The 25851-nt window shown below is 67.5% G+C and carries 23 protein-coding genes; 15 read left to right on the forward strand and 8 right to left on the reverse strand.

Features of this window, described 5'->3' with window-relative positions; translation table 11 throughout:
• The 4 genes from J4O73_RS17395 to uvrB form a co-directional block, all read right to left on the reverse strand.
• Positions 1–414, reverse strand: a complete 414-nt coding sequence (locus J4O73_RS17395; RefSeq protein WP_426219310.1) for an acyl-CoA thioesterase — start codon at positions 412–414, stop codon at positions 1–3.
• 53 nt (positions 415–467) lie between these two features.
• Positions 468–2213, reverse strand: a complete 1746-nt coding sequence (locus J4O73_RS17400) for a pyrroloquinoline quinone-dependent dehydrogenase (RefSeq protein WP_426219312.1) — start codon at positions 2211–2213, stop codon at positions 468–470.
• 38 nt (positions 2214–2251) lie between these two features.
• Positions 2252–2776 carry an ankyrin repeat domain-containing protein gene (locus tag J4O73_RS17405; RefSeq protein ID WP_426219314.1) on the reverse strand — a complete coding sequence of 175 codons (525 nt, stop codon included), beginning with the start codon at positions 2774–2776 and terminating at the stop codon, positions 2252–2254.
• A 67-nt stretch (positions 2777–2843) separates the two neighbouring features.
• Positions 2844–5519, reverse strand: coding sequence for an excinuclease ABC subunit UvrB (gene uvrB, locus J4O73_RS17410; RefSeq protein WP_426219316.1), 2676 nt, complete (start codon positions 5517–5519; stop codon positions 2844–2846).
• Between the two features lie 174 nt (positions 5520–5693).
• Here uvrB and J4O73_RS17415 point away from each other — a divergent pair, with 174 nt between their 5' ends.
• The 4 genes from J4O73_RS17415 to coaBC all read left to right on the forward strand — a co-directional run bounded on the left by J4O73_RS17415 (position 5694) and on the right by coaBC (position 8811).
• Positions 5694–6311 carry a hypothetical protein gene (locus J4O73_RS17415; protein WP_426219318.1) on the forward strand — a complete coding sequence of 206 codons (618 nt, stop codon included), beginning with the start codon at positions 5694–5696 and terminating at the stop codon, positions 6309–6311.
• The gene (locus tag J4O73_RS17420) at positions 6298–6690 is read left to right on the forward strand and encodes a transcriptional regulator (protein ID WP_426219320.1); all 393 of its coding nucleotides are present in this window, start codon (positions 6298–6300) and stop codon (positions 6688–6690) included. The genes J4O73_RS17415 and J4O73_RS17420 overlap by 14 nt, the downstream gene beginning before the upstream one ends.
• Positions 6691–6767: 77 nt before the next feature.
• Complete coding sequence (locus J4O73_RS17425; protein WP_426219321.1) at positions 6768–7490, forward strand: di-trans,poly-cis-decaprenylcistransferase; 723 nt, start codon at positions 6768–6770, stop codon at positions 7488–7490.
• Positions 7491–7536: 46 nt separating this feature from the next.
• Positions 7537–8811, forward strand: coding sequence for a bifunctional phosphopantothenoylcysteine decarboxylase/phosphopantothenate--cysteine ligase CoaBC (coaBC, locus tag J4O73_RS17430; RefSeq protein ID WP_426219323.1), 1275 nt, complete (start codon positions 7537–7539; stop codon positions 8809–8811).
• 50 nt (positions 8812–8861) lie between these two features.
• Here coaBC and J4O73_RS17435 read toward each other — a convergent pair whose 3' ends face one another.
• Positions 8862–9086, reverse strand: coding sequence for a hypothetical protein (locus tag J4O73_RS17435; protein ID WP_426219324.1), 225 nt, complete (start codon positions 9084–9086; stop codon positions 8862–8864).
• A gap of 223 nt (positions 9087–9309) precedes the next feature.
• Here J4O73_RS17435 and J4O73_RS17440 point away from each other — a divergent pair, with 223 nt between their 5' ends.
• The 4 genes from J4O73_RS17440 (at position 9310) to J4O73_RS17455 (ending at position 15365) form a co-directional block, all read left to right on the forward strand.
• Positions 9310–9729: an FKBP-type peptidyl-prolyl cis-trans isomerase gene (locus J4O73_RS17440; protein ID WP_426219326.1), complete on the forward strand. Its 420-nt coding sequence runs from the start codon at positions 9310–9312 to the stop codon at positions 9727–9729.
• A 50-nt stretch (positions 9730–9779) separates the two neighbouring features.
• Positions 9780–11162, forward strand: a complete 1383-nt coding sequence (locus J4O73_RS17445) for a Wadjet anti-phage system protein JetA family protein (protein WP_426219328.1) — start codon at positions 9780–9782, stop codon at positions 11160–11162.
• Positions 11155–11778, forward strand: a complete 624-nt coding sequence (locus tag J4O73_RS17450) for a DUF4194 domain-containing protein (protein ID WP_378974733.1) — start codon at positions 11155–11157, stop codon at positions 11776–11778. Before J4O73_RS17445 ends, J4O73_RS17450 begins: the two co-directional genes overlap by 8 nt.
• A 149-nt stretch (positions 11779–11927) precedes the next feature.
• On the forward strand, positions 11928–15365 hold the full coding sequence (locus J4O73_RS17455) for an SbcC/MukB-like Walker B domain-containing protein (protein WP_426219330.1): 3438 nt from the start codon (positions 11928–11930) through the stop codon (positions 15363–15365).
• Between the two features lie 50 nt (positions 15366–15415).
• On the opposite strand, the gene J4O73_RS17460 is transcribed toward J4O73_RS17455, so the two are convergent.
• Positions 15416–15631, reverse strand: coding sequence for a hypothetical protein (locus tag J4O73_RS17460; protein WP_147909957.1), 216 nt, complete (start codon positions 15629–15631; stop codon positions 15416–15418).
• Between the two features lie 398 nt (positions 15632–16029).
• Between J4O73_RS17460 and J4O73_RS17465 the strand changes: the two genes are divergently transcribed.
• The 3 genes from J4O73_RS17465 to J4O73_RS17475 are packed head-to-tail and all read left to right on the forward strand — an operon-like array spanning position 16030 to position 18121.
• Positions 16030–17169 carry a S1C family serine protease gene (locus tag J4O73_RS17465; protein ID WP_426219333.1) on the forward strand — a complete coding sequence of 380 codons (1140 nt, stop codon included), beginning with the start codon at positions 16030–16032 and terminating at the stop codon, positions 17167–17169.
• Complete coding sequence (locus J4O73_RS17470; RefSeq protein WP_426219335.1) at positions 17166–17411, forward strand: hypothetical protein; 246 nt, start codon at positions 17166–17168, stop codon at positions 17409–17411. The genes J4O73_RS17465 and J4O73_RS17470 overlap by 4 nt, the downstream gene beginning before the upstream one ends.
• Positions 17411–18121, forward strand: coding sequence for a DnaJ domain-containing protein (locus J4O73_RS17475; protein WP_426219337.1), 711 nt, complete (start codon positions 17411–17413; stop codon positions 18119–18121). Before J4O73_RS17470 ends, J4O73_RS17475 begins: the two co-directional genes overlap by 1 nt.
• Before the next feature lie 143 nt (positions 18122–18264).
• On the opposite strand, the gene J4O73_RS17480 is transcribed toward J4O73_RS17475, so the two are convergent.
• The gene (locus J4O73_RS17480; protein WP_426219339.1) at positions 18265–19743 is read right to left on the reverse strand and encodes a D-alanyl-D-alanine carboxypeptidase; all 1479 of its coding nucleotides are present in this window, start codon (positions 19741–19743) and stop codon (positions 18265–18267) included.
• 536 nt (positions 19744–20279) lie between these two features.
• On the opposite strand from J4O73_RS17480, the gene clpS reads away from it, so the two are divergent.
• From clpS to J4O73_RS17500, 4 genes are all read left to right on the forward strand, one after another.
• On the forward strand, positions 20280–20666 hold the full coding sequence (clpS, locus tag J4O73_RS17485; protein ID WP_378974750.1) for an ATP-dependent Clp protease adapter ClpS: 387 nt from the start codon (positions 20280–20282) through the stop codon (positions 20664–20666).
• Positions 20667–20704: 38 nt separating this feature from the next.
• Positions 20705–23185, forward strand: coding sequence for an ATP-dependent Clp protease ATP-binding subunit ClpA (clpA, locus tag J4O73_RS17490; protein ID WP_426219341.1), 2481 nt, complete (start codon positions 20705–20707; stop codon positions 23183–23185).
• Positions 23186–23276: 91 nt separating this feature from the next.
• Positions 23277–23546 (forward strand): hypothetical protein, encoded by a 270-nt coding sequence (locus tag J4O73_RS17495; RefSeq protein WP_426219343.1) that lies wholly within the window; start codon positions 23277–23279, stop codon positions 23544–23546.
• 42 nt (positions 23547–23588) lie between these two features.
• Complete coding sequence (locus J4O73_RS17500; protein ID WP_426219345.1) at positions 23589–24884, forward strand: flavin monoamine oxidase family protein; 1296 nt, start codon at positions 23589–23591, stop codon at positions 24882–24884.
• Between the two features lie 2 nt (positions 24885–24886).
• On the opposite strand, the gene egtD is transcribed toward J4O73_RS17500, so the two are convergent.
• Entirely contained in the window at positions 24887–25846 is a 960-nt protein-coding gene (gene egtD / locus J4O73_RS17505; RefSeq protein WP_426219347.1) for an L-histidine N(alpha)-methyltransferase, read from the reverse strand.
• Positions 25847–25851 lie beyond the last annotated feature (5 nt).

Genomic DNA, 25851 nt, shown 5'->3' on the forward strand with positions numbered 1-25851 from the left:
TCAGGTCGGATGAGGCACCGGGCGCGGGCGGCGGTCGTCGCCGATCGCCACGAAGGTGAAGGTTGCCTCGGTGACCTTCATGGTCGCCTCGCTCGCCCGCTCCCGGCGCCAGACCTCCACCTGGATCCGCAGGGAAGACCGGCCGACCTTCAGCAGCCACGCGTAGATGCTCACTTCGTCGCCCACGAAGACGGGGTGATGGAACGTGATCGCATCGACCGCGATCGTGGCGCATCGACCGCGGGAGCGGCGTGCAGCGACGTTGCCCGCCGCGAGATCCATCTGCGCCATCAGCCAGCCGCCGAAGATATCTCCGGCCGGGTTGGTGTCGCCGGGCATGGCGATGGTGCGGATGACCGGCGGCCCGCGATCCGTCGGTTGATGCGGGCTCTCCTCGTTCACGACCTCGTCCATGTCCCGCTCCGCTCGGCTGAAAGGCCGAGCTTTTGCGATGCAGCAAGAGGCCGTCAATCCGGGACGGCGAAGACGACGAGGGAATCTCCGGTGCCGAAGCCGGAGGATTGTGTGAAGGACGAGCCGCCTGCTGCAACCGCCACGTATTGTCGTCCGTCGATCGCGTAGGTCATGGCCGGGCCGCTGATGCCCGCGCCGCATTGGAAGCGCCACAGGATCTTGCCCGTCGCAGCGTCGTGCGCGTCGAGATGCCCGTCCTCCTCGCCGGAGAAGACGAGGCCGCCCGCCGTGGCGAGCGTTCCGCCCGAGAGGCGGCTCTCGGAGCGCGCGGACCATGCGATCTTGCCGCCGCCGTTCAGGTCGACGGCGGTCAACGTGCTGAAGGAGGGCTCGCCCTTTGCGACGCCGGTCTCCGTGTAGCGAATCTCGGGGCGGCCCGGCCCGGCGGGCACGGCATTCACCGTATAGGTGGTCGCGGCATGGCGAACCTGCACGAAGGCAAGATGCCCATCATAGGCCGTGGGCGGCCATGAAACCGCTCCGAGCGGCCCCGGCGACACGACCGTGCCTTCGGGGCTCGGCGGGACGAACAGGTTCTTCTGTTTGATGAGCGGTTCAGACCGTGAAAGCAGCGCCCCACTCTGGCGGTCGTGAACGTAGATCCAGCCCGTCTTGCTCGCGGACGCCACGGCCTTGGTCCCGTTCGGGCCGTCGAGCAGGAAGGGCGGCGCCGCGACGTCGTAGCCCCATTCGTCGTGCGGCACTTGCTGGAAATACCAGCGCAACTGGCCCGTGTGGACGTCGAGGGCGACGAGGCACATCGTGTAGAGATTGTCGCCGGGCCGGGTCAGGCCGAAATTCTGCGGAGCCGGATTGCCCGTGCCGAGGAACAGCAGGCCGAGGGCCGGATCGTAGGCGGGCGTCATCCAGAGGGAGCCGCCGCCGACACGCCACGCATCGCGGTTCGCCGCGGCAGCCGCTTTTTCAGCGGCGATGTCCCGGTGGAGGGGAACGCCATCGGCGGTCTTGTCGACGAAACCGCCTTCCCAACCCTCCGACGGCGTGACGTACCAACGCCAGCGCTCCTCGCCGGTCTTGGCATCGTAAGCGGCGAGCCAGCCCCGGCGGCCATATCCACCTTCGATGCCGACGACCGCGCCGCCATCGAGCCCGCCGGACGCATCCTCGACATGCAAGCCGTAGCCCGCCCCTGTCACGCCGACGATCACCAGACCTTCGGCGACCAAGGGCGGCATCTTGAAGCCGAGGCGGCTCGATCCCTGAACCGGCTTGCCGCCCAGCTTGTCCGTGAGGCCCGAGGCTGTTTCAGTCTCGCCCTCCTCCGGGCGGACGGCCTCGTGGTCCCAGACCACCTTGCCGGTCTTGGCATCGAGAGCGATGACGCGCCCATCCATGGTCGCCTGATAAACGAGGCCCCCCGACACGGCGACGCCCCGGTTCGAGGGTGGCCCGAAGATCTTGTCGGTGCGCGGCTTATGCAGATAGGTCCACAGCACCTTGCCCGACTTGGCATCGAGCGCGGCGACATTGTTCTGCGTGGTCGAGAGATAGAGCACGCCATCGGCCACCACGGGCTGCGCCTGGAAGTATCCGGTGACGCCGGTTTGGAACATCCAGGCAGGGCGCAGGCGCGCGACGTTGCCTCGGTCAATCTGCGTCAGTTCCGAATAGTTGCGGTTGCTCGAATCGTGACCGAAGGCGGGCCAATCCGATTCCCCCGCCTGGGCGGGCAAGGCGAGGGCGAACAGCACGCCCGACAGTCTGATCACCTTAGGCACGGCGTTCCCCTCACTGTCTTTTCTGCGTTGAAGCGGGCTCAGACGCCCTTGCGCGGAGCCTTGTCCAATTGCTCCGGCGTCGCCTGCGCACCCATGGCGCGGGCCATGTCGGCTGCGCTCTTGCCGGAGGCGTCGCGCAAGTCCGGGTCGGCGCCGTGGGCGAGAAGGAGATCGACCATCTCCGTTCGATCGAACATCGCCGCCGTCATCAGCGCGGTGCGGGTTCCGTCGCCGATGCCGTTCACCTGCGCGCCATGGGCCAGGAGCAGCTTCGCGATCTCCGTGTCGCCCTTGAACGCCGCTCCGGCCAGCGGCGTCTGGCCCCGGTCGTTGGCGAGTTCAGGATCGCCCCCGGCTTTGAGGATCACCCGCGTCGCATCGGCCTGTCCGTTATAGGCGGCCAGCATCAGAAGGCTATCGCCCTTATCGTTGCGCAGGTTGGCCGGCAGCCCTTGGGCGAACAGCTCGGCGAGTTCCTCGGCGTGCCCCATCCGCGCGAACTGGAAGACCCTCCCTGCGAAGGCCAACGTTTCGGAATCGAGTTCGGGCTTCGGATCGGTCATGCTCTGGAGGATTGCCTGCGAGAGGATTGCGGCCGGGAGATAGGATGGCGAAAGAAGCCGGGAAGCGTCAGCCGCGCTTTCGTCCGCCACCGCCCTTGTATTTCGGGCGCTGGCCGCCGAGCCCCTGCGTGGAGCGTGCCTTCGGCCGTTCCTGCCAAACGGGCGCGCCGACGGGCAATTCCCGGTCCGTGCCCGGTCCCATATTGTCGAGGTCAGGCTTGCTGATGCGGCTCCCGCCGCGTGGTCCCTTGCTGCCATAGCGGCCCGCTTCCCGCTCGACATCGCCCTGGCGGGCCATGGGATCGTCGGACACGAGCAGTTCCGTCGCCTGAAGGCGCTTGAGTTCGTCGCGAAGGCGCGCCGCCTCCTCGAAGTCGAGGTCCGCCGCCGCCGCGCGCATCCGCTTCTCGAGATCCGCGAGCACGGCCTTGAGGTTGTGGCCGACCGTGACGGCGTCCTTGGCGAGACCGGTATCGACCTGAACGTGGTCGCGCTCGTAGACGCTGTTGAGGATGTCGGCGATGCCGCGCTTCACGCTCTGCGGCGTGATGCCGTGCTCTTCGTTATAGGCGAGCTGCTTCGTGCGGCGGCGCTCGGTTTCCGCCATGGCCCGTTCCATGGAGCCGGTGATCGAGTCCGCGTAAAGGATACAGCGGGCATCCGCGTTACGGGCCGCGCGGCCGATGGTCTGCACCAGCGACGTTTCCGAGCGCAGGAAGCCCTCCTTGTCCGCATCCAGGATGGCGACGAGCGCACATTCCGGGATGTCGAGGCCCTCGCGCAGCAGGTTGATGCCGATCAGCACGTCGAAGGCGCCAAGGCGCAGGTCGCGGATGATCTCGATCCGCTCCAGTGTGTCGATGTCCGAATGCATGTAGCGGACCCGCACGCTGTTCTCGTGCAGATACTCGGTCAGATCCTCGGCCATGCGCTTGGTCAGGGTCGTGACCAGGGTGCGGTAGCCAGCCTGCGCGACGGCCTTCACTTCACCGAGCAGATCGTCCACTTGGCTGCGGGCGGGACGGATCTCGATCACCGGATCGACGAGGCCGGTCGGGCGGATGACCTGCTCGGCGAAGACGCCGCCGGTCTGCTCCATCTCCCACTTGCCGGGCGTCGCCGACACGTGGACCGATTGCGGACGCATCGCATCCCATTCCTCGAACCGTAGCGGGCGGTTGTCGAGGCAGGAGGGCAGGCGGAATCCGTATTCGGCCAGCGTCGCCTTTCGCCGGAAGTCGCCCCGGTACATGCCGCCGATCTGCGGCACGGTCACGTGGCTCTCGTCGGTGAAGACGATGGCATTGTCGGGCAGGTACTCGAACAGGGTCGGCGGCGGCTCTCCGGGTTTCCGGCCGGTGAGGTATCGCGAATAGTTCTCGATGCCGTTGCAGGAGCCGGTCGCCTCGATCATCTCGATATCGAAGGTACAACGCTGGTCGATGCGCTGCGCCTCGATCAGCCGCCCCATGCGGGTCAGCTCCTCGATCCGGCCATTCAGCTCGTTCTTGATGCCCTTGATGGCCTGTTGCAGTGTCGGGCGGGGCGTCACGTAGTGCGAGTTCGCGTAGACCTTCACGAACTTGAGGTCGCTGATCTTCTTCCCCGTCAGCGGGTCGAACTCGACGATGGATTCGATCTCGTCACCGAACAGACCGATCCGCCACCCACGATCCTCCAAGTGGGCGGGCCACAGTTCAATCACGTCGCCGCGCACCCGGAACGTGCCGCGGGCGAAATCGGACTGGATGCGCTTGTATTGAAGCGCCACGAGATCGGCGACCAGCTGGCGCTGCTCGATCCGCTCGCCGAGCGAGACGGTGAAGGACATGGCCGTGTAGGTCTCGACCGAGCCGATACCGTAGATGCACGAGACCGATGCGACGATGATCACGTCGTCCCGTTCCAGCAGCGCGCGGGTCGCCGAGTGGCGCATCCGGTCGATCTGCTCGTTGATCGAGGATTCCTTCTCGATGAACGTGTCGGAGCGCGGAACATAGGCTTCCGGCTGATAGTAATCGTAGTACGATACGAAATACTCGACCGCGTTGTCGGGGAAGAACGCCTTGAACTCCCCGTAGAGCTGCGCCGCGAGTGTCTTGTTAGGCGCGAGGATCAGCGCCGGACGCTGCGTCTCCTCGATGATCTTGGCCATGGTGAAGGTTTTGCCCGAGCCGGTGACGCCGAGCAGCACCTGATCACGTTCATGCTCCTTCACGCCCTGCACCAGCGTGGCGATGGCGGTCGGCTGGTCCCCTGCCGGAGAGAACTCCGATTTCAGGACGAACTTGACGCCGCCCTCCGACTTCGCCGGACGCTCCGGCCGGTGCGGGGTCCAGGTCTCGCCGTTCTTGAAGAGTGGGTTGCCCTCCGTGAGGAGCCGCTCCAGAGCGGTGACCGTGGCTGAGGCCCCGCCATCGACGACGGGCTCTGGATCCGATGTGCCCGCGGGCATGGGGCCGTCCTCCGGCCCGGCGAGGCCGAGGGCCTGTGCCAGCTTGGGGTCGATCTCGGCGGCATCGCCCACGGTGAAGCCGGCCTGTGGCGCTTCTGCGAAGCCCCCTCCGCCTTTCTTGCGCGCGGGCGGCTTGCCGGGCCTCGCGCCGCCCTGATCCGGCGATTTTGGCCGGGTGCGGTTGAGGGCCGGGTTCAGCAGCTCGGCCAGATGGCTGTCGAGCGGTTGCAGGACGGGCTTGTCCGCCTTGGAAGCGGCAGCGGCGCGGGGCTTTTTCGGCGTCGGCATGGGGGTAATATGGGCTCCCGGGCGGCCCGGAGAAAGACGCTGCGTGCTCGTTCGCACCGCATCGGGGGCGATCCCCGACGTGATTCCCGAATTCCGGTTTTCGCCACCGCTTGCGACCAGGCGGGCTGCGCGATACTTCATTTCCCAAGATTTGCTACGCGAAGGGGGCGGCAGGTGCAGGACCTCGACAAGGCCCTGGCCGATATCGTGGCGATTCGGACCCAGATCGCCCGCGATACGACTTTTCGCGGCCTGGGTTCCGCGACCTTGGCTGCCACGGGTGGCGTTGCCCTCACGACAGCGGCCGGACAAGCCCTCTGGCTCGGCAATCCTGCCAACCACGTCGGGCTGTTCTTCGCGATCTGGGTCGCCGCCGCCCTCAGCGCCTTCGCGTTGATCGGCGTCGAGGCCCTGAGGCGGACCCGCCGTCTCCATGCTGGCCTTGCCGACGCGATGGTACTGAATGCCATCGAGGTCTTCCTTCCATCGGCTGGCGCCGGGGCCTGCCTCGGCCTCGTCATCGCCCGCTTCGCCCCGGACCAGATCTGGCTCCTGCCGGGGTTGTGGCAGGTGCTGGTGGGGCTCGGCCTCTTCGCCTCGGCGCGGATTCTGCCGCGGGCCGTGCAGGCCATCGGCGCGTGGTATCTCGTAGCCGGGCTGTTGGTGATCGCCATCTCGGCGGCCGATCACACGTTGTCGCCCTGGACGATGGGCCTGCCCTTCGTGATAGGCCAAGTGGCGCTGGCGATCGTCGTCCAACGCACGGGCGGGGGTGGCGATGGCGATCGCTGACCGCGCGACGGGCCGTTTCTCGTATGATGGTCTCGACCGCATCATTCACGAGAAGGCGCGCCTCAGCGTGCTGACCTCGCTCGCCGCCCACCCCAAGGGCCTGCCCTTCCCCGACTTGAAGCGCATGTGCGGGCTCACGGACGGTAACCTCAGCCGACACCTTTCGGTGTTGAGCGAGGCGGACTTCGTGAATCTCGAAAAGGGCGTCTCACAGAACCGCCCTCAAACGATCTGTCGCCTGACCCATAGTGGTCGCGAGCGATTTCTGGGCTACCTCGCCGTTCTGGAGCAGGTCGTGCGCGACGCGGCGAGAGCCGCCGAGCGCGCGTCCGATACAGGACGTAACGGCGGCCTCAAACCGGTCACGAAACCGGCCTGACACCGCCCGACCGCTCAGCAACCATTAACCGGCATCCGATGCACTCTGCCAACGCCGACACGTCCGGAGACTTTACGATGCAAAGCGAAGCGGAGCCCCGCGCCCTGCACGCCGCCATCATCATGGATGGCAATGGCCGCTGGGCGGCGGGTCGTGGGCTTCCCCGTCTCGCGGGCCATCGGCGCGGCGTCGAAGCCATCCGCCGGACGGCGGAGGCCTGTCCCGATCTCGGGATCGGCACGCTGACGCTCTACGCCTTCTCCGCCGATAACTGGCAGCGCCCGGCCGATGAGGTCGGCGGGCTGATGCGACTGCTGCGCACTTACCTCCGCAACGAGACCCAGCGCCTTGCGCGTTCGGGCACGCGTCTCAGCGTGGTCGGCCGCCGTGACCGTCTGCCTGCGGGCATTCCCGAGGCCATCGCCGCCGCCGAGGCCGCGACGGCGGAGGGCCGCCGGCTGCACCTGCGGATCTGCGTCGATTACTCCGCACGCGACGCCATCATCGAAGCTGCGCGGCGGCTCGAAGGCGGCGAGGCGACCCGGGAGTCCTTCGGCGCCATGGTCGCGGGTGAGATGCATGGCTCCCCGGTCGAGGTCGATCTGCTGATCCGCACGGGCGGGGAGAAGCGCCTGTCCGACTTCCTGCTCTGGGAGGCAGCCTACGCCGAACTGCATTTCACCGACCGGATGTGGCCGGAATTCGGTGAGGAGGACCTTGCCCTCGCCGTGGCCGATTTCGCCCAGCGCGACAGGCGTTTCGGCGGGTTGAAATCGTCGCGGGTGATGGTGGCGGCCTGATCCGCCTCGCTTGACGCTGGCACGCGGACGCGCAGAGGCTTTCCCGATGAGCCTGCCCCTCGCCCGCCGCCGCATCCTCCTCGTCATCGGTGGAGGAATCGCGGCCTACAAGTCTCTCGATCTCATTCGCCGCCTGCGCGAGCGCGGGGCGAGCGTGTGCCCGGTGCTGACGGCGGGCGCTCAGGAATTCGTGACACCGCTTGCCGCCGCCGCCCTGGCGGGGGAGCGGGCACATACGGATCTGTTCGACCGGGCGAACGAAGCCGAGATCGGCCATATCAAGCTCGCCCGGCAGGCGGATGCGGTGGTCGTCGCCCCCGCCACCGCCGACCTGATGGCGCGCATGGCCAACGGCCATGCCCCGGACCTCGCCTGTACGATCCTGCTGGCGACGACCCTGCCGATCCTCATCGCCCCGGCGATGAACGTGAAGATGTGGGCGCATCCGGCGACACAGCGGAACCTCGCGACCCTCAAGGGTGATGGCGTGCGCGTCGTCGGGCCGAATGCCGGGCCGATGGCCGAACCGGAATCGGGGCCGGGCCGGATGGCGGAGCCGACCGAGATCGCGGACGCGCTCGTGACCCTGCTGAACGAGGCCTCGGGCGAAAAGCCGGGTCTCGGCTTTCTCGCCGGGCGCCCCGGCCCGCAGGAAGCGAAGCCGCTGGCCGGACGACGGGTGCTCGTCACGTCGGGGCCGACGCATGAGCCGATCGATCCGGTTCGCTACATCGCCAATCGCTCTTCGGGCCGACAGGGCCACGCCATCGCGGCGGCGGCGGCGCAGGCCGGGGCGGCGGTCACGCTGGTCTCCGGTCCGGTCTCCCTCGCCGATCCGGCGGGGGTGGACGTGATCCATGTCGAGACCGCGCGCGAGATGCTATCTGCCGTCGAGGCGGCGCTCCCCGCCGACATCGCCATCTTCGCTGCTGCCGTGGCCGATTGGCGCCCGGAGGTCGAGGCGTCCGCCAAGAAGATCAAGAAGGATGGGGCCGGTCCCGCGCCTCTCGCGCTCGCGGAAAACCCAGATATCCTCGCGACCATCGCGAGACGGGGCGAGGGGCGGCCCGGTCTTGTCGTCGGCTTCGCGGCCGAGACCGATTCCGTGCTCGATCACGCCCGCGCCAAGATCGCCCGGAAGGGATGTGACCTCATCGTCGCCAACGATGTCTCCGCCGAGGGCGGGGTGATGGGGGGCACCGAGAACACGGTGCATCTGATCGGCCGTGATGGCGGCGTCGAATCCTGGCCGCGCGCCGCCAAGGACGAGGTGGCGCGTCGGTTGGTGGCGCGGTTCGCGGAGCTGATAGCCGCCGTTTGATCTCAAATCGTCACTGCGAGGGAGTGCGAAGCAATGACGAGTTGCGTGGTCTAAGCCGCTTCGAGGAAGGCGAAAGTGTCCTCTGTGGACAGCGCGTCGAGGGCTTCCGTCAGCCTGACGACCAGGGCGGCGATCTCATCCGGAAACAGCACCGGGTGCTCCAAGCCGAAAGCCGTGTCGAGCGCCGGGCCGATGCTCGCGAGGATTGGGGGCCGCTGCCGCTCCGGCGTGGCGCCGGTCGAGACGAGGGCAGGAAAGGCCCGGTAGGCGAGCATGGCGGCGGTGATCCGGTGCGAACGCCCTCGGTCAAGAGCGCACGGCCAAGCTGCCTGCCGCCGGTTGAACGGTGGCTGAAGGGATTCCTTACCGAAGAGTTATCCCCAGAACGTAAACGACACCCGCACGCCGACGAATGCGCGGGCCGCATTGCCTCGCGCTATCCCCCGGCACTAGAAGCCCCCGAAGGCCGGTGCTTCGAAACCGGCTCAGGGAGATTGCATGCCCCGTCTGTCCCTCATCGCCGGAGCCGCACTGATCGCCATGACCGCATCTGCTAACGCCGCTGAAACCGTCACCACGCCCACCGGGCTCAAGTACCAGGATGAGGTGGTCGGCACCGGCCCCTCTCCGAAGGCTGGCCAGCAGGTCACCGTTCAGTACACGGGCTGGCTCGATGAGGGCGGCAAGAAGGGCAAGAAGTTCGACTCGTCGCGCGACCGCAACCAGCCCTTCTCTTTCACCATCGGCGCTGGCCAGGTGATCCAGGGTTGGGACCAGGGCGTGATGACCATGAAGACGGGTGGCAAGCGCACCCTGATCATCCCGCCGGAGCTGGGCTACGGCGCCCGTGGTGCGGGCGGTGTCATTCCCCCGAACTCCACGCTGATCTTCGACGTCGAGCTTCTCGGCGCGAAGTAAGCGACAAGGTGTGAGTCCGATGGCTGCGCGAGCGTAGGTTCCCAGTTTCGATGCTGTTCGCGCAGCTGTCCGATGATCTCTTCAGGCCCCTGGCCTCGCCGAGCCGCGCGTTCAACGCGGCTCTGCTTCTTCATCTGCACCGAAGGGTGCTCGGTGCCGAGCCGGTCCGGAAGGCCGAACTTCTGGCCGAGATCGGCGATTTCGCCGCCGGATGGAGCGAGCCGGACGTCCATGGCGACGAACCGGTGCCGCCGGACCCAGTCGAGCGCCGGGCCATCCCCTATCGCCGCCTCCTCGATTCCGGCTGGCTGATCGAGCGCCGGGAACGCTACGTGCCCGTGGTCGAGTTCGACCCGGAGGCGCGGCTCCTTCTCGAAGAGCTCTCGCGGCTGGAACGGGGCGAGACTCGCTCCTACGGAGGCGCCGTGCTCGATGTCCTAGGCGGCTTGGAATCGGCCCTGGCCGATCCGGCCAACCGCTCGGAATCGCTCGCCAACGCCGCCCGCGCTGCAGATGGCTTTCTCTCGCACGTGCGGGGTCTCGCGGCGGGCATGCGCAAGGTCGAGGAGCGGATCCTCCGCGAGCCCGACCGGGCCGCCTCGTTCCGGCTGTTCTTCGAGGAATTCGTCGAGCGCCACCTCATCCGCGATTACCGGACGCTCCATACCCGCTTCAATCCGTTCCGCTTCCGCGCGAGCGTCGTGCGTCTCGCTCATCGTGCCCTGGGCGACGCCCTCGGCATCCGCGCCCTCGCCGAGGGAGCCGAGCGAGAAGGCCGCGCGCCCGACCTCGTGGCTGGCGAACGGATGGTGCGAGCCGATCTCGCCCAGATTCTCGCCGTGTTCGAGGGCGTCGACGGTCATCTCGATGCGGTCGATGCGGTGGTGGTGCGTCTCGAACGCCGGATCGGCGCGACCCTGCGCTATTCGGAGGCGCCCGACCCCGGCACCGTCGAGCGCATCGCTGCCCTGCTTCAGGCGGTCGGCGAGGTTGACGAGGCTCCGGATGTCCCCGCCGACCTGTCGCTTCTGCGTCCGCCCCTCGGGGAGGCCCATCTGCAAACACCCCGCGCTCGTCGCTCGGAGATCTTCATCGAAGCATTGCCCGATCTCGACATCGATCCGGCGGTCGATGCCTTCGCGGCGGCCAAGGCCGATTTCCGCCGCCGGGTGACGGTGACGCCCGAACGCATGCGGGATTTCGTTGAGGCGAAGCTCGCGCGCGGGAAACCCCTACGCGGTTCGAGCATCGCCATTACCGATGTCGATGACTTCGTGGTGTTCCAGCGCCTGCGCGAGATCGACCTGCTGTTCGAAGGCCAGCTTGCCGACGCCTACGCGGTGACGCATCTGACCGAACGCCTCGCCAATGGCTGGCTCGATTGCCCCGACTTCGTGGTCGAGCGTCGCGCCAGGGGGGTGACCCGTGCTTGAGCCCTTCCGCGCCATCATCGACGGCGACGAACCCCCTCCCCCCGGCTCCCGCGCACCCGATGCGGAGGAACTGATCCGGGCCCTTCAGGTGATGCTGAAGGCGCAAGTCGTCTATGCCGACACGCCGGGAATCGGACGGGCCTACGAACTCGCGCGGCACTACGCACCGTTCTTCACCGACTACTTCGCCTGCCTCGGCTATGCCCTGACCGTGGCTCATCGTGACCAGATGGTCTCGCTCAGCCCGGCAGCGGACGCCCCCCGCTACGACATCGCGGGGGAGCGCCTTCGCAAGGACGAGACGCTGGTGCTGCTCGCCCTTCGGCTCCTCTACGAGGAGGGCTTGCGCGATGCCCGCGTCGGGACCGATGGCATCGTGGAGTGTACGACGGACGAGATCGTCGAGAAGATCCGCACCGCCGCCCGCAACGATCCGCCGGACGAGGGGCGCCTGGGGGAGATCCTGCGCCTCTTCGCCCGGCGCGGTGGCCTGAAGCTCGGCGAGCGCGACCGCATCGAGCGCGTCACGCCGCTGGCCCTTCTGCCCGGCCTGACGGTGATCGCGTCCGAGGCCTGGATGGAGCGCTTGCGCTCCTGGGCGGATGCACGGGGCTGAAGTGCCCTCCAGCCCCTGCTGACAACGGGCTTCTCCAAGCCTCGCAGACATAAATCGTCGAGTGGTTCCCCCGAATGCCATCCCTTGCGTCTGGGCTCGACTCCGGCCAACTGGTCCGGCTCCCCAAGCCGGCGGGCGGATTGCATCCCTTGTACCTTCTGACCGACATCTCGATTTCCAACTGGTACCTGATTCGCCGCGAGCAGATCAGGATCCGGGGCGCGGCGGCCCTCGTCGGGCCGACCGGAGCCGGGAAGTCGACCATCTTCGATGCCGTGGGCACCGTGCTTGCGGGCAACAACGCGAGCCGCCTCGCCCTCAACGCCTCGGCCTCGGGCCGCAGCGCACGGACGGTGCGCGACTATTGCCTGGGCTGGATCAGCGACCCGGCCGAGGGCGGGCGTCCGACGCGGGAGGCCTGCGAGACGATTCTCGCCCTTACCTTCGAGAACCCGTCCTCGGGCCGGGTCGTCACGGCGGGCCTCGCCCTGGCGGCGCGGGCGGACGAGGCGAAGGAGACGGTGCTGTCGCGCTTCATTGCGGTCGGTCACCGGTTCGCCATCGCGGATTATGCGCGATCCAATGAGGCGGGCACCTATACAGCGCCCTGGACGGTGATTGCGGCCGACCTGAAGGCCCAGGCCGAGAGCTTCACCGAGTACCGCACCTCCGGCGAGCGGTTCACGGCCGACCTCCTCGCCTCCCTGCGTGAGGGCGCGCCCCCGCCGGAGCCGCGCCACTTCCTGCGCAGCTTCGCCAACGCCGTGGCGTTCAAGCCGATTTTCGACACCAGCGCCTTTGTCCGCGCCTTCGTGCTCGATCCCGAACCGTTGAATGTCGACCGGGTGCGCCAGTCCATCGCGACGTGGAAGTCGCTGCTCGACACGCTCGGCGAATTGGAGGCGCGGCTGGTGCGCCTCAAGCGCCTTCGCGACCGGTATGAGGCGTGGGGTGAGGCCGTCATCGCCTCGGCAGAGCATGAGTTGCGCGCGGCGGTGGCGGAACTGCGCCGCCGCACCCTCGACCTCACCGCCGTGCGCAGCAAACTGCGCGAGGGTGCCGACGAGATGCGCCTCGCCCGGGAGCGCGTCACGGACAGCCGCGGCTTCGTGCGCGACATCGATCGGGAGATCGCCGAGAAGAAGGCGCTGAAGGCCGGGCAGGCCATGGGTGAGCGCCTCACCGCCGCCGATCTCGGCCTGTCGATGCTGGAGCGCGACCGCAAGGAATTCGCGGCCCGCGTGGCCGACCTCGTTTCCCTCGTCGGGCAGATGGCGAGGCTGCAATCGGTAGCGCCGGTGCTGCGGCCGGTCGCACCGCAGGCGGCAAGGCTCGCGGAGTCCTGTGCGCGGGCGAGCCTGCGCAAGGAGACACCCCCGGACGAGATCCTGCGCGCCGACGGTCCTCTGGCGGGGTTGGTCGAGGGCCTCGCCCGTCTCGCACCCTTCGACGAAGCGCTGGAACGCGCGGCGGAAGATGCCGCCCTGAAGGCACGTAGCGCCGAGGCCGAGGCCGAGCGGACTGCGCCTCGCGTCGGCGGAAGCACGGGCGCGCGACTTTCTTCCGACACCCTGGCCTTCCGCGCCGAGTTGGAGCGCAAGGGCATCGAGGCCGTCGCGATCTGTGAGCGCGCCGAAATCACGGACCCGACCTGGGGACCGGCGATCGAGGCGCTGCTCGGTCGCGCCCGCGAGGCGTTGATCGTCGATCCGGATCGGTTGGAAGACGCCTTCGCCGTGCTGCAAGCAGGGCGCGACCGCTTTTACCGCTGTATCCTCGTGAAGACGACCGATACGGCACGGCAGCGGGCGCGCCATGACGATGACGGCGCCATGTCGCTCATCGAGACGAGCGATCCCCATGCCCGCGCCTTCCTCGGTGTGCGGATCGGCGGCTACGACCTTGCCCGCAACGATGCCGAGCTTGCCCGGCTGTCGCGCGCCGTGGCGCCGAGCGGACGCACGACCGCAGGCATGGCCTATTCGGTGACCCGCGGCGTCGATCTGATGATGACGCGCGGCCATCGCGGTCCGACGCCGGAGAGCCGCCGCGTCCACGAAAACGCCACCGCCGAGGCACGGCGTTTGCGCGGCGAGGCGGCGGTTTTGCGCGAAGCCGCGCGCACCGCCGCAGGTATCCGCGCGCGGATCGAACGCGGACTCGACGACATCGATGTCTTGCGCGGCGAGCTCGACGGCATCGAAGGCCGCCGCCGCTCCTTGCAAACCGAGCGCGCCGAGATCGTGAAGCGCGACACGGGTGGGCTCGACGCGGAGATAGCCGCCCTAAATTCTGAGCGGGTCGCCTATCTGCGCGAATTGTCTGAGGATCTCGAACCCAAGCTCGACCGGCTGCTCGCCGAAGAGGCCGCCCTCACCGCGCGGGTCGGCACCATGCGCGAGGCGGCCCGCGCGGCTTTCGCCGCACGGCGGGGCGCGCTGCGTAATTGCGTCGGCGGCGATGCGGCGCGGGTGCGCGTCGCGCGGATGGAGGTGTTCGATCCGGCCGTCGTCGTATCGGCGCGCAAGGCACTCGCGGGGCTCGATCCCAAGAACGCCGGCGCGCTCGCTGCGTCGGAACGCAACCGCGCCCGGGAAGCGGCCGACGCGGCCCGCTCCCATGGCCGGGTGGCCGAGCGAGAATTGGCCGAAGCTTGCGCCACATGGCGGATCGAAAATCCGCTCCGGGCCGGTGACGTACCGGCCATCGAAGGCTTCGCCTGGGTGCGGCGGGAATACGAGGCGGTCGAGGGCCACGAGCTGCGCCGCTACCGCGATCAGGCGGCTCGGGCCGAAGCCGAGATGCGCCGCCTGATGACGGAGGATCTGCTGGCCCGGCTCGCAGACCGGTTCGAGCGTGTGCATACGAGGCTCGCAGCTCTCAACGAACGCCTGTCGGCCCGGTCCTTCACCGGTCAGACCTATGCGTTCGAGGCGGCGGTCGACCGGCGTTATGCGGCCGTCCATGCGCTGGCCGTCGAGGCGGCGCGTTCGCCGGAGGCGGCGCAAGCGCTCCTGACGGGAGAGGTGGAGGGGCCGATGGCTTCGGCGCTCGCCGAGATCACCGCGCTCATCGCGGGCGAGGAGGATGCGAATCGGCTTGCCGACTACCGCAACTACTTCGTCTACGAGATCGGCATGAAGGATAAGGCGGGCAACCGCACCACCATGTCGGCCAGGGCCCTCCGCGGATCCGGCGGCGAGGCGCAGGCGCCGTTCTACGTCGCCATCGCGGCCTCTTTGGCCAGCGCTTATTACCCTGGTGACCGGCCGGGCGCCGAGCATCCGGGACTCGGCCTCTGCCTGCTGGACGAGGCTTTCTCGAAGCTCGACGTACGCAACTCTCAGGCGCTGGTCGATCTGTACCGTGCCTGGGGCCTGCAATTGCTGATCGCCGCGCCCGAGGACAAGCGTACGACCCTGACGGAGGTGATGGACACCATCGTCACGGTCTACAAGAGCCCGGACCTTTCCGCTGTGAGGATCGAATCCGAGCATCCGCTCGAAGCGGCGCGGCGTGCGCTGCATGCGATCAACCCCGACCACCGGGGGATCGAGGGCTTCCGGCAGCAGGACGCCGCGGAATAGCCCGGAGGGGGCGGGTTGGGCGGCTTCGCCGTCCCCGCAATCCCCGAAGTTCAGTTCAGGTAGGTGCGGATCCAGTTCGGGGAGAGGATCTCGCCCTCTTCGGTGATGATCCAGGGCTGCTTGGCCGGGTCGGTCAGAGCGCCCGCAGCGGCGGCGATCGCCTCGCGCAGGGTGCCGTACCGCTCGGGCTGCGCCAGCGGGGCGCTCGCGGGAGCCGTACGCCAGATGGTCAGATCGGCCGGGCGTTCGAGAGCTTCGGTTTCCATGGCTTCGTACTCTTCCTTCGAGAAACGCGGTCTTCGGGTCACACGCCATCCCCCGCAAACCCAGAGGGGTCAGCGTTAGAAGGGTGGCGTCCAATACAAGCTTCTGTGCGGCAGCTTTGAGATCTGTTCTCGCCCTAATTCCGGTCGCCCCCGCCTTCGCGGCAGAGATGTGGCGGCTTTAGTCGGCCGCGACTGGAATTCGACGCTCGATCACTGAGCTGCACTTATGATGATTGTTCGACTCGAAAAATGACCATTCCGTTAGTGAGCCTGACATGGTCACTCCGGCTGTTGCCGACCACCCCAGCGCATGGGGACTTGTTGACGCTTCGAACCTGAACGCGCACTTAAGGCCCCGCTAAGCCCCCGTTCCCTAGTCCATCGTCCCGGAGAGCCCCGTGCCGGACCGCACCCGACGCCTCGTGCTCGCGCTGGTTCTGCTGTTCCTGGGGCTTGCCGTGGTGCAGCCCTACGTTACGCCGCTTCTGTACTCTGCCAGCACACCGCGCATCGTCGCCGCGAGGGGCGATCTCGCCGACAATGAGAAGTCGACGATCGCCCTGTTCGAGCGGGCAAGTCCGTCCGTCGTCCACGTCTTCGCCCAGGCTGCGGCGCAAGATCGCGGCTTGCTGGATATCGACAACGAGAGCGAGGGCGAGAGTGGCAACGGCGGCACGCAGACCGGCACGGGCTTCGTCTGGGACGGTGCGGGTCACATCGTCACCAACACCCACGTGGTGCAGGCGGCAGCGCAATCGGGCGGCTCAGTCTCCGTCCGGCTGAGTTCCGGCGAAGTCGTGCCCGCCACCCTGATCGGCATGGCGCCGTCCTATGACCTCGCGGTGCTGCAACTCGGGCGCAGTCTGCGGCTGCCCCCGCCGCTCGCCATCGGGACGTCAGCGGATCTCAAGGTCGGCCAATCGACCTTCGCCATCGGCAATCCGTTCGGGCTCGATCATACCCTGACCACGGGCGTGATCAGCGCCGTGCGCCGCCGCATGCCGACGAGCGAGGGGCGAGAGGTCTCGGGCGTGATCCAGACGGATGCGGCGATCAATCCCGGCAATTCCGGCGGGCCTCTGCTCGATTCTGCCGGGCGGCTGATCGGGGTGAACACCGCCATCGTCTCGCCCTCGGGCGCCAGCGCGGGCATCGGTTTCGCGATCCCCGTCGATGTGGTGAACCGGGTCGTGCCGGAACTGATCAAGGCGGGCCGGGTGCGCAATCCCGGCATCGGCATCATCGCCGGGCAAGAGGCTACCGCCGCGCGCCTTGGGATCGACGGCGTGGTGGTGCTGCGGGTGCTCCGCGGCTCGCCCGCTGCGCAGGCCGGCATCCGCGGTGTCGATGCGCAGACCGGGACGGTTGGAGACATCATCGTCTCGGCGGGCAGCCGTGAGGTCCATCGCCTTGCCGACCTGACCGCCGCGATCGCCGAGGCCGGCATCGGCGCGACGATCGAGCTCGGGATTCTGCGCGACGGCCGCCTGCGGCAGGTCCGCGTCGGAACGACGGATGTGGCGGAGAACCGGCAATGAAGCGGCTTTCCCTCTTCGCGCTCACGCTGCTGATTCCCGCCTCTGTTCTTTCGGCCGAGCCGGAGCCGCGCCCGCGTTTCTGCGCGGAGGATTTGCCGGAGGGCGTTCGCCTGCCGGGTACGCCGCCCTGCCCCGCCACGCCCAACCGGAAGCCGAAGGCCGACGGCTTCCGTGATCTCGGCAACGGCCTGTCCGTCCGGATCGGTGGCCGGGTCAGCGCCGAATACGGCATGAACCGCTGATGCTCCTTCTCCTTGGTTTGCTCGCCTGTTTCGGTCTGTGGTGGCTTTCGAAGAAACCGCGCGGCCTCAAGGCCGTCTTCGCAGCCTTCCCCCGTCACCGCCTCGCCGGATGGGCCGCCTTGGCTGCGGCCGGGTTCCTTCTCCTGCACGGCAACCTGCCGTTAGCCGCACTGCTCGGGATTGGCGGTCTGTGGAGCCTTGAGGGACCGCAGGGCATGGGTCGACGCCTGCGCAGCCTGATGGGGGGCGGTGTCGGCGCAGCGCGGCGCGTGCGCACGCGCCTCATCGCCGTGGCGATTTTGGCGGATGGCAGCTTCGCGGCAGGCCGGGTGCGGGCGGGACCTCTCAAAGGGGCTCCACTCGACGGCCTCGGCTTACCCGCGCTTACGGGATTGCTCGCCCTCTGCCGTTCGGAGGACCCGGAGGGCGCAGTCGTCCTAGAGGCTTATCTCGACCGCCGGGCGCCCGGATGGCGTGTAGACGCTGAGCGCGATCGAGACGCGTGGGCGCGCGGTGCGGCGAAGCCAGGGGCGATGGCGCAGGAGGAGGCGTACCAGATCCTGGGGCTTGAGAGCGGGGCGACCACTGAGCAGATCCGGACGGCCCACCGGACGCTGATGAAGCGCGCCCACCCCGACCAGGGGGGAAGTGCCGAGGGGGCGGCGCAGCTCAACGCGGCCCGGGATCGTTTGCTGAACCGACATCGCTGAACTCCACGCGCGTTGCCAGGTTGCGTCGATGATCGGCGGCTCCGTACGAGAAGCCGCCGTGTGCGGGGCACCCGGCGGTTTCGGCCGGGTGCGATGTCAGGATGGTAAGCGAAATGTCTTGAAAGGGCGTTTCCGCAGAGAAACTAGCTGCGGGTTGCGAAGCAGCTGAAGCCGCTGCGCTTCAGGGCGAGGCAAGCGTCCTGTGCCGTCTCCTGCTCGGAGAAGCCGGAGAAGCGGGCGCGGTAGAGCGTGGCGCCGCCATGCTCGACCTTCACGGTGTAGGGGGCGGCTTTCGACAGGCTGCCGCCGACCTTCGCGCGAGCCTGCGACAGCATCGAACGCGCCTTCTCCTCGTCGTCCATCGCGCCGAGCTGAATCACCCAGGCAGTCGGCGTCATCTTCGGGCCGGACAGGGGCTTCGGCGGCTCATCGCGCTCGTTCGAGCCGACGCGGGCCGAGATCTTGCCGCTGCTCGGGAAGGAAGGCTGCACGGCCTGCTCAGCATAGGCCTGAGCCGCCTTCGGCAGGGCCTGAAGGCCGGAGCGGTGGCTGCTTCCAGGCGTTGTCGTGCGGGCGGGGGAGATGTCCAAAGGTTCGCCGGTGGAGTTCGTCGTCTCCACGTCGTCCTCTTCCGCCGAGGCGACCTGCGTGCGGGTCCGCGAGACCGCATCGGCCACGACCGCCGGGCGGGCGCTCGCCACCTCGGTCACGGGCGCGGCGGTCCGAGCACCGGCATAAGCACGCGGCAGGTTGCTGCGCACGAGGTTGGCCATGATCTGGTCACGGCTGGCACCGGACCGGCCGCCGAGGACGATGGCGACGATCTGGTGCCCGTCGGACTTCGCCGCCGTCATCAGGTTGAAGCCGGAATCGCGGGTGTAGCCGGTCTTGATGCCGTCCACGCCTTCGACATTGCCGAGCAGGCGGTTGTGGTTGCCGATCACCCGGCCACGGAAGGCGAAAGAGCGGGTCTGGAAATAGCGGTAGTAGCGCGGGAAGCGGTCTTGAATCGCCCGGGCGAGGATCGTCAGGTCGCGGGCGGTGGTGAGCTGCTCGGGGTCCGGCAGGCCGGACGCGTTGGCGTAGTGGGTGCGGCTCATGCCGAGCGCACGGGCCTTGGCCGTCATCATCTCCGCAAAGCGCTCCTCGGACCCGGCGATGTTCTCACCGATGGCGCAGGCGACGTCGTTGGCGGACTTCGTCACGATCGACTTGATCGCGTCCTCGACGGTAATCGTCTGGCCGGGGCGGATGCCGAGCTTCGAGGGCGCCTGGGCGGCGGCGTGGGCCGAGATCGTCAATTCGGAATCGAGGGCGAACTTGCCGCGCTCCATCTGTTCGAACAGCATGTAGAGCGTCATGACCTTGGTGATCGAGGCCGGATGGCGCAGCGCATCCTCGTTCACCGCGTGGAGGGTCTTGCCGGTCTTGGCATCGACGACCATCGCCGCGTAGGGCGGGTTGTAGCCGCCACCGGACACATGTCTGTGATGGGCGGCATGCTTGCCATGGCGGCCTCGCCGCGCGTCGGCGGGGGTTACGAAAGCGCTCATGACCGCTACGGCCACCAGTGCAGACGGGACTGCACGCGCCGTAAGGCGGGGAACTCCAACGATACGCATGCGCCCGAACGCCCTCACCGTGCCGGCTCCGCACCGGCCTCCGCCCCTCGCAAGGACGCCCGTCGGCGCGGTGCGTCCACATCGATGAAACCATGAGGTTGAGCGGTTACGGGCGGGTTAACCGGATTGACATTGAACGCTTTTCTCTCAGGCCTGATCGGCGCTTGACGCTCGCGGAGGCGACGCACACACTCCTTCGCCGTTCGATCCACGCATGCCCCTGCAGTCGTGGGGCGGCCTGACGAATGAGGCCGCCCGATGCCGCAATTCCTCACCCTTTCGCCTGCCGGGCGTCGGCGCGAACCGTGAGGTTTTACTCGTCAGCCTTCGTGTGTCTCCGCACCGCTCCGAGCTGCCCATCGCCTCGGGCGGTTCTAAGTTCGGACACGAGCGCGCAGGCGTCTGGCGAAGTCGGCTCACCGTCTGTAGATTGCGGGGGGAGCGACGAAGGTTCGGTCGGACAGCGCCGATTCCACCGATCGCATGACAGCTTCGGGGGACGGTCTGCCCAGCCTCAAGGGATCGGTTCGACGGATATGATACGCGTTCCAAATATGGGAACGGAGCCAGTGCGGACGGCGTTCGCGATCACTGCCACGGGTTCAAGGGAGCCGGGGGGCGATGACCGCTCGAACACCGCCATCATCACCCGCACCAAGCCGCGCACGAAGCGGCCCAGCCTTTACCGTGTGCTGCTGCTCAACGACGACTACACCCCGATGGAATTCGTGGTGCTGGTGGTCGAGCGGTTCTTCAACAAGAGCCACGAGGACGCGTACCGGATCATGATGCACGTTCATCAGAACGGCGTCGGTGAGTGCGGGGTGTTCACCTATGAGGTCGCGGAGACCAAGGTGACGCAGGTCATGGACTTTGCCCGCAAGCACCAACATCCTCTCCAGTGCGTTATGGAAAAGAAATAGGCGCCGCTCGCGGTAGGCACGAAGGACAGAGGCCCGCTTTGCCAAGCTTCTCACGCAGCCTAGAACAAGCCCTTCACCGGGCGCTCGCCCTGGCAGGAGAGCGCCGCCACGAATACGCGACGCTCGAACATCTCCTGTTAGCCCTGGTCGATGATCAGGATGCGGCCGCGGTGATGCGGGCCTGCAATGTCGAAATCGACACGCTGCGCCGCAGCCTCGTCGAATATGTCGACACCGAACTCTCCAACCTGACCGGCGACGGGCGGCAGGATGCGAAGCCCACGGCGGGCTTCCAGCGGGTGATCCAGCGGGCGGTGATCCACGTCCAATCCTCCGGACGCGAGGAAGTGACCGGCGCGAACGTACTCGTGGCGATCTTCGCCGAGCGCGAGAGCCATGCCGCCTACTTCCTGCAGGAGCAGGACATGACCCGCTACGACGCGGTGAACTACATCAGCCACGGTATCGCCAAGCGCCCCGGCGCCAGCGACGCGAAGCCGGTGCGTGGCGCCGAGGACGAGGGACCGGCCGAGCGTCCGAGCGACGACGGAGAGGCGCGCGGCACGAAGAAGAAGGGCGATGCGCTCGACGCCTACTGCGTCAACCTCAACAAGAAGGCCCGCGAGGGTAAGATCGACCCGCTGATCGGCCGCCACGCCGAGGTGGAGCGGACGATCCAGGTGCTCTGCCGCCGCCAGAAGAACAACCCGCTGCTGGTGGGCGACCCCGGCGTCGGCAAGACGGCAATCGCCGAGGGACTTGCCCGCAAGATCATCCAGCACGAGGTGCCGGAGGTTCTGGCCGAAGCGACCGTGTTCTCCCTCGACATGGGCACGTTGCTCGCGGGCACCCGCTATCGGGGCGACTTCGAAGAGCGCCTCAAGCAGGTGATGAAGGAGATCGAGGCGCACCCGAACGCCATCATGTTCATCGACGAGATCCACACGGTGATCGGCGCCGGTGCGACCTCGGGCGGCGCCATGGATGCCTCGAACCTGCTGAAGCCCGCCCTCGCTTCGGGGACGCTGCGCTGCATCGGCTCGACCACCTACAAGGAGTACCGCCAGTACTTCGAGAAGGACCGCGCCCTGGTGCGCCGCTTCCAGAAGATCGACGTCAACGAGCCGTCGATCCCGGACGCGATCGAGATCGTGAAGGGCCTGCGCCCGTATTTCGAGGAGTTCCACAAGCTCAAGTACACGACCGATGCCGTGAAGGCGGCGGTGGAGCTGTCGGCCCGCTACATCAACGACCGCAAGCTGCCGGATAAGGCGATCGACGTGATCGACGAGACGGGCGCTTCGCAGATGCTCGTGCCGGAGGCTCGCCGCAAGCGGACCATCGGCGTGAAGGAGATCGAGGCGACCATCGCCACGATGGCCCGCATCCCGCCGAAGACCGTCTCGAAGGACGACGCGGTGGTTCTCCAGAACCTGACCGAGAGCTTGAAGCGCGTGGTCTACGGTCAGACCGGCGCGATCGAAGCCCTTACTTCGGCGATCAAGCTGGCCCGCGCGGGCCTGCGTGATCCGGATAAGCCGATCGGTTCGTACCTGTTCGCGGGTCCGACCGGTGTCGGCAAGACCGAGGCGGCCAAGCAACTTGCGGCTTCGCTCGGCGTCGAGATGCTGCGCTTCGACATGTCGGAATACATGGAGCGGCACACCGTCTCGCGCTTGATCGGTGCGCCCCCCGGCTATGTCGGGTTCGATCAGGGCGGCCTGCTGACCGACGGCATCGACCAGCACCCGCATTGCGTGCTGCTGCTCGATGAGATCGAGAAGGCCCACCCGGACCTGTTCAACATCCTGCTGCAGGTGATGGACCACGGGAAGCTGACCGATCACAACGGCAAGCAGGTCGATTTCCGTAACGTCATCATCATCATGACGTCGAATGCAGGCGCGTCCGATCTCGCGAAGTCGGCCTACGGCTTCACGCAGAACAAGCGCTCGGGTGACGACGTGGAGGCGATTAACCGGCTCTTCGCGCCGGAATTCCGGAACCGTCTCGATGCGATCATCTCTTTCGGCCACCTGCCGAAGGAGGTCGTGGCCAAGGTGGTGGACAAGTTCGTGCTTCAGCTCGAAGCGCAGCTCGCCGACCGCAACGTCACCATCGAGCTGTCGGACGAGGCACGCGATTGGCTGGTGGAGCACGGCTACGACGATGCGATGGGCGCACGGCCCATGGCTCGCCTGATCCAGTCCACGATCAAGACACCGCTCGCCGACGAAGTGCTGTTCGGAAAGCTGAAGGACGGCGGCGCAGTGCGCGTCGTGGTCCGCAAGCCGGAGGATGCCGAAGCGAAGGCCGGTGCGAAGGATTCGCTGGCCTTCGAGTTCCCGGCGGGTCCGGCCATGCCGAAGCCTGAGGCGGATGTCGCCAACGCGACGAAGCGCAAGCGCGCCAAGCCCCGTTCGGTGACGCGGAAGAAGACGCCCAAGAACGACAAGGGCGGTGGTGGCTCCGGGGGCGGGGTAAAGACCGTGCCTAAAGTGCCTCTGGTTCGGGCCTGATGAATTGCCGACCGGGGCTTGGGCTTCCGGTCGGCGATGAGCCAGTCTATGACCCCCGCGACGCAATCGCGCCGCGGGGAGGAGGCGCCCGATGACTGAAGACCTGCGGGAAGGCCCCCTTACCTCCTTGACGCAGACGGCCCCTGCTCCGAAGCAGAAGCCGTCCGGCCGCGAAATGCGCCGCATCCGGCGGCGCCGTCGTCGTCGCGGCGAGGAAATGCTCGCGTGGGTGCTCGTGCCGTTGATCTGCTTCGGCATCTACTGGTGCATCACCGCCGGTTTTGAATTCATGGGAACGTCGCCGGGTCAGGTCTGGGACCAGCTCATGCAGGTCAAGGCGATGATGGAGAAGCGGCACTGACGCGCTTGGCCCGGCGCTGCCGCTGAGGCGGGAGCCGGGACCATGTTAACGCGCCGCGCGGCCCTCGCCGCTGGTCTCTTCACTGCCATGCCATTTCCGGCCAGGGCTGCGTCCGGCCCGGTTGCCATTGTCGGCGCCGGGGCAGCGGGTCTTGCGGCGGCCGAAACGTTCCGCCGGGCGGGTCATCCGTTCGTCCTCTTGGAAGCTCGGAACCGCATCGGCGGGCGTGCCCATACCGATCACTCCCTCGGCCCGGAGGCGGCGTTCGATGCCGGGGCCCAGTACATTCACTGGGCCGAACGCAATCCCTGGTCCGCGATCGCGCGCGAGAGGGGCGTAAGGCTCAGCGATCAGGAGGGCTGGGCGCGCAATCTCTTCATCGACGGTCGGCCCGCGACGGAAGAGGAACGCAAGCGGCGACGGGCGGGCTTCACCGGGCTCGATTCGCTGATCGCGCCGAAAGGCGAGGACGCGTCCCTCGCCGATGAGGTTCGCCTCGCTGCCCCGGAGGTCCAAGCGGCCGTGTCGGGCCTCAGCCGATTGTCCCTCGGCGAGGATCCCGCTCGGGTATCAGCTATGGACTACGACCGGCTCTGGTCTGGAAGCGACCTCTGGGTCGACGGCTATGGCGACCTCATGGTCCACCATTACGCGCATCTTCCGGTGCGGCTGAATTCTGCGGTTCAGCGTATCGATTGGTCGGGCCCGGGCGTACGCCTGCACCTCCAAGGCGGCATCCTCGACGCGGCAGCGGCCATTGTCACTGTGCCGGTCGGCGTCTTGAAGAGTGGCGCACTCGTTTTCACGCCCGCCCTGCCCTCTCCCACGCAGGGGGCGCTCAGTGGCCTGACAATGGGGGCCTACACCAAGGTTGCTCTGCGGCTCGACCGGGCCAAGGTCGATCCTAAGGCCATCGGCGACGCCGTCTCCGTCGTGCGAGACGGACCGACGATCTACCTGGAGATGGGCCCATTCGGGCATCCCGTCGCCATCGCCAATCTCGGCGGCGACATGGCGCGCGATCTGTGTCGCGCGGGCGAAGCTGCAGCGGTTTCGCTCGCAACCGAGCGACTTGCCGTCTTGCTGGGAGCACAGGCGAGCGGCGCAGTGACGGGTGGTCGGCTTGCGGGGTGGTGGACGGATCCGTTCGCTCGCGGATCCTACTCCATCGCCCTGCCCGGCCATGGGGACGCGCGCGACGCCCTTCAGGCGCCGATCGGCGAACGCATCTATCTCGCGGGCGAGGCCCTCGCTGGGCCGAGGGCCATGACGGTGGGCGGCGCGACCCTGGATGGAGAGCGCGCCGCAAAAGTCTTGCTCAAGCGGCTTCCGGCCTGAATTCAGTCCCGGCGCAGGACGTGGACACTGAACAGGGCGTCCGCGTCGGTCCAGGCAGTGACTGTCTGCCAACCCGCGCGGGCGGCCAGGGCGCGGAAGGTTTCGAGCGTGTATTTGTAGCTGTTCTCGGTATGGATCGTTTCGCCCTGGCGGAATGCGAAGCTGTCACCGCCGATGCGTACGGTTTGGTCCTTGCGCGAGACGAGGTGCATCTCGATCCGCGAGGCCTGCGTGTTGAACACTGCGCGATGCTCGAAGGCGTCGAGATCGAAATCTCCACCGAGTTCGTGATTGATCCGCTTCAAGAGGTTCATATTGAACGCTGCCGTGACACCGGCGGCGTCGTCATAGGCTGCTTCCAGGCGGTCCTTGTCCTTCACCAAGTCAACACCGAGGATCAACAGCGCATCGGGACCGAGGATCTCGCCGAAGCTGTCGAGCAGGGCTTCTGCTTCGGCCGGTTCGAAGTTGCCGACGGTCGAGCCGGGGAAGAAGCCGGCACGCGGCGCCATCCCGGTCGTCTCGGGCAGGGGGAAAGGCTTCGTGAAATCCGCGACCACCGGCTCGACGGCGAGATCGGGGAAATCGTGTCGAAGTGTCTTGGCTTGATCAGCCAGGAACTCGCCGGAGACGTCCACGGGCACATAGGCGGCGAGGTCGGGAAGATGGCGCAGTAGCCGCCGGAGCTTGGCGGTCGAGCCGCTGCCGAACTCCACCAAGGCGGCTTGCTTCGGCAGGACGTTTGCGATCTCGGGCCCACGTGCATCGAGGATGCCGACCTCGGTTCGCGTCGGGTAGTATTCCGGCAGGGCCGTGATCTGCTCGAACAGCTCCGAGCCCGCTGCATCGTAGAAGTACTTCGGCGACAGCGTCTTAAGTGGCTTCGACAGGCCCGCGCGGACATCCGCGAGGAAGATCGGATCGGCCGCGACGGCCTCGGGGAAGGTCGGGTTGACGGTCACGGCGG

This window comes from Methylobacterium sp. NFXW15, from assembly GCF_049887755.1.
In the GTDB taxonomy this organism is placed as follows: Bacteria; Pseudomonadota; Alphaproteobacteria; order Rhizobiales; family Beijerinckiaceae; genus Methylobacterium.

What these genes read in the sequence shown, in the direction of transcription:
- J4O73_RS17395 (WP_426219310.1), bottom strand. Translation starts at nt 414, where the DNA reads ATGGACGAGGTCGTGAACGAGGAGAGCCCGCATCAACCGACGGATCGC.
- J4O73_RS17405 (WP_426219314.1), bottom strand. Translation starts at nt 2,776, where the DNA reads ATGACCGATCCGAAGCCCGAACTCGATTCCGAAACGTTGGCCTTCGCA.
- uvrB (WP_426219316.1), bottom strand. Translation starts at nt 5,519, where the DNA reads ATGCCGACGCCGAAAAAGCCCCGCGCCGCTGCCGCTTCCAAGGCGGAC.
- J4O73_RS17420 (WP_426219320.1), top strand. Translation starts at nt 6,298, where the DNA reads ATGGCGATCGCTGACCGCGCGACGGGCCGTTTCTCGTATGATGGTCTC.
- J4O73_RS17425 (WP_426219321.1), top strand. Translation starts at nt 6,768, where the DNA reads ATGCAAAGCGAAGCGGAGCCCCGCGCCCTGCACGCCGCCATCATCATG.
- coaBC (WP_426219323.1), top strand. Translation starts at nt 7,537, where the DNA reads ATGAGCCTGCCCCTCGCCCGCCGCCGCATCCTCCTCGTCATCGGTGGA.
- J4O73_RS17435 (WP_426219324.1), bottom strand. Translation starts at nt 9,086, where the DNA reads ATGCTCGCCTACCGGGCCTTTCCTGCCCTCGTCTCGACCGGCGCCACG.
- J4O73_RS17440 (WP_426219326.1), top strand. Translation starts at nt 9,310, where the DNA reads ATGCCCCGTCTGTCCCTCATCGCCGGAGCCGCACTGATCGCCATGACC.
- J4O73_RS17445 (WP_426219328.1), top strand. Translation starts at nt 9,780, where the DNA reads ATGCTGTTCGCGCAGCTGTCCGATGATCTCTTCAGGCCCCTGGCCTCG.
- J4O73_RS17460 (WP_147909957.1), bottom strand. Translation starts at nt 15,631, where the DNA reads ATGGAAACCGAAGCTCTCGAACGCCCGGCCGATCTGACCATCTGGCGT.
- J4O73_RS17470 (WP_426219335.1), top strand. Translation starts at nt 17,166, where the DNA reads ATGAAGCGGCTTTCCCTCTTCGCGCTCACGCTGCTGATTCCCGCCTCT.
- J4O73_RS17475 (WP_426219337.1), top strand. Translation starts at nt 17,411, where the DNA reads ATGCTCCTTCTCCTTGGTTTGCTCGCCTGTTTCGGTCTGTGGTGGCTT.
- J4O73_RS17480 (WP_426219339.1), bottom strand. Translation starts at nt 19,743, where the DNA reads ATGCGTATCGTTGGAGTTCCCCGCCTTACGGCGCGTGCAGTCCCGTCT.
- clpS (WP_378974750.1), top strand. Translation starts at nt 20,280, where the DNA reads ATGATACGCGTTCCAAATATGGGAACGGAGCCAGTGCGGACGGCGTTC.
- J4O73_RS17495 (WP_426219343.1), top strand. Translation starts at nt 23,277, where the DNA reads ATGACTGAAGACCTGCGGGAAGGCCCCCTTACCTCCTTGACGCAGACG.
- J4O73_RS17500 (WP_426219345.1), top strand. Translation starts at nt 23,589, where the DNA reads ATGTTAACGCGCCGCGCGGCCCTCGCCGCTGGTCTCTTCACTGCCATG.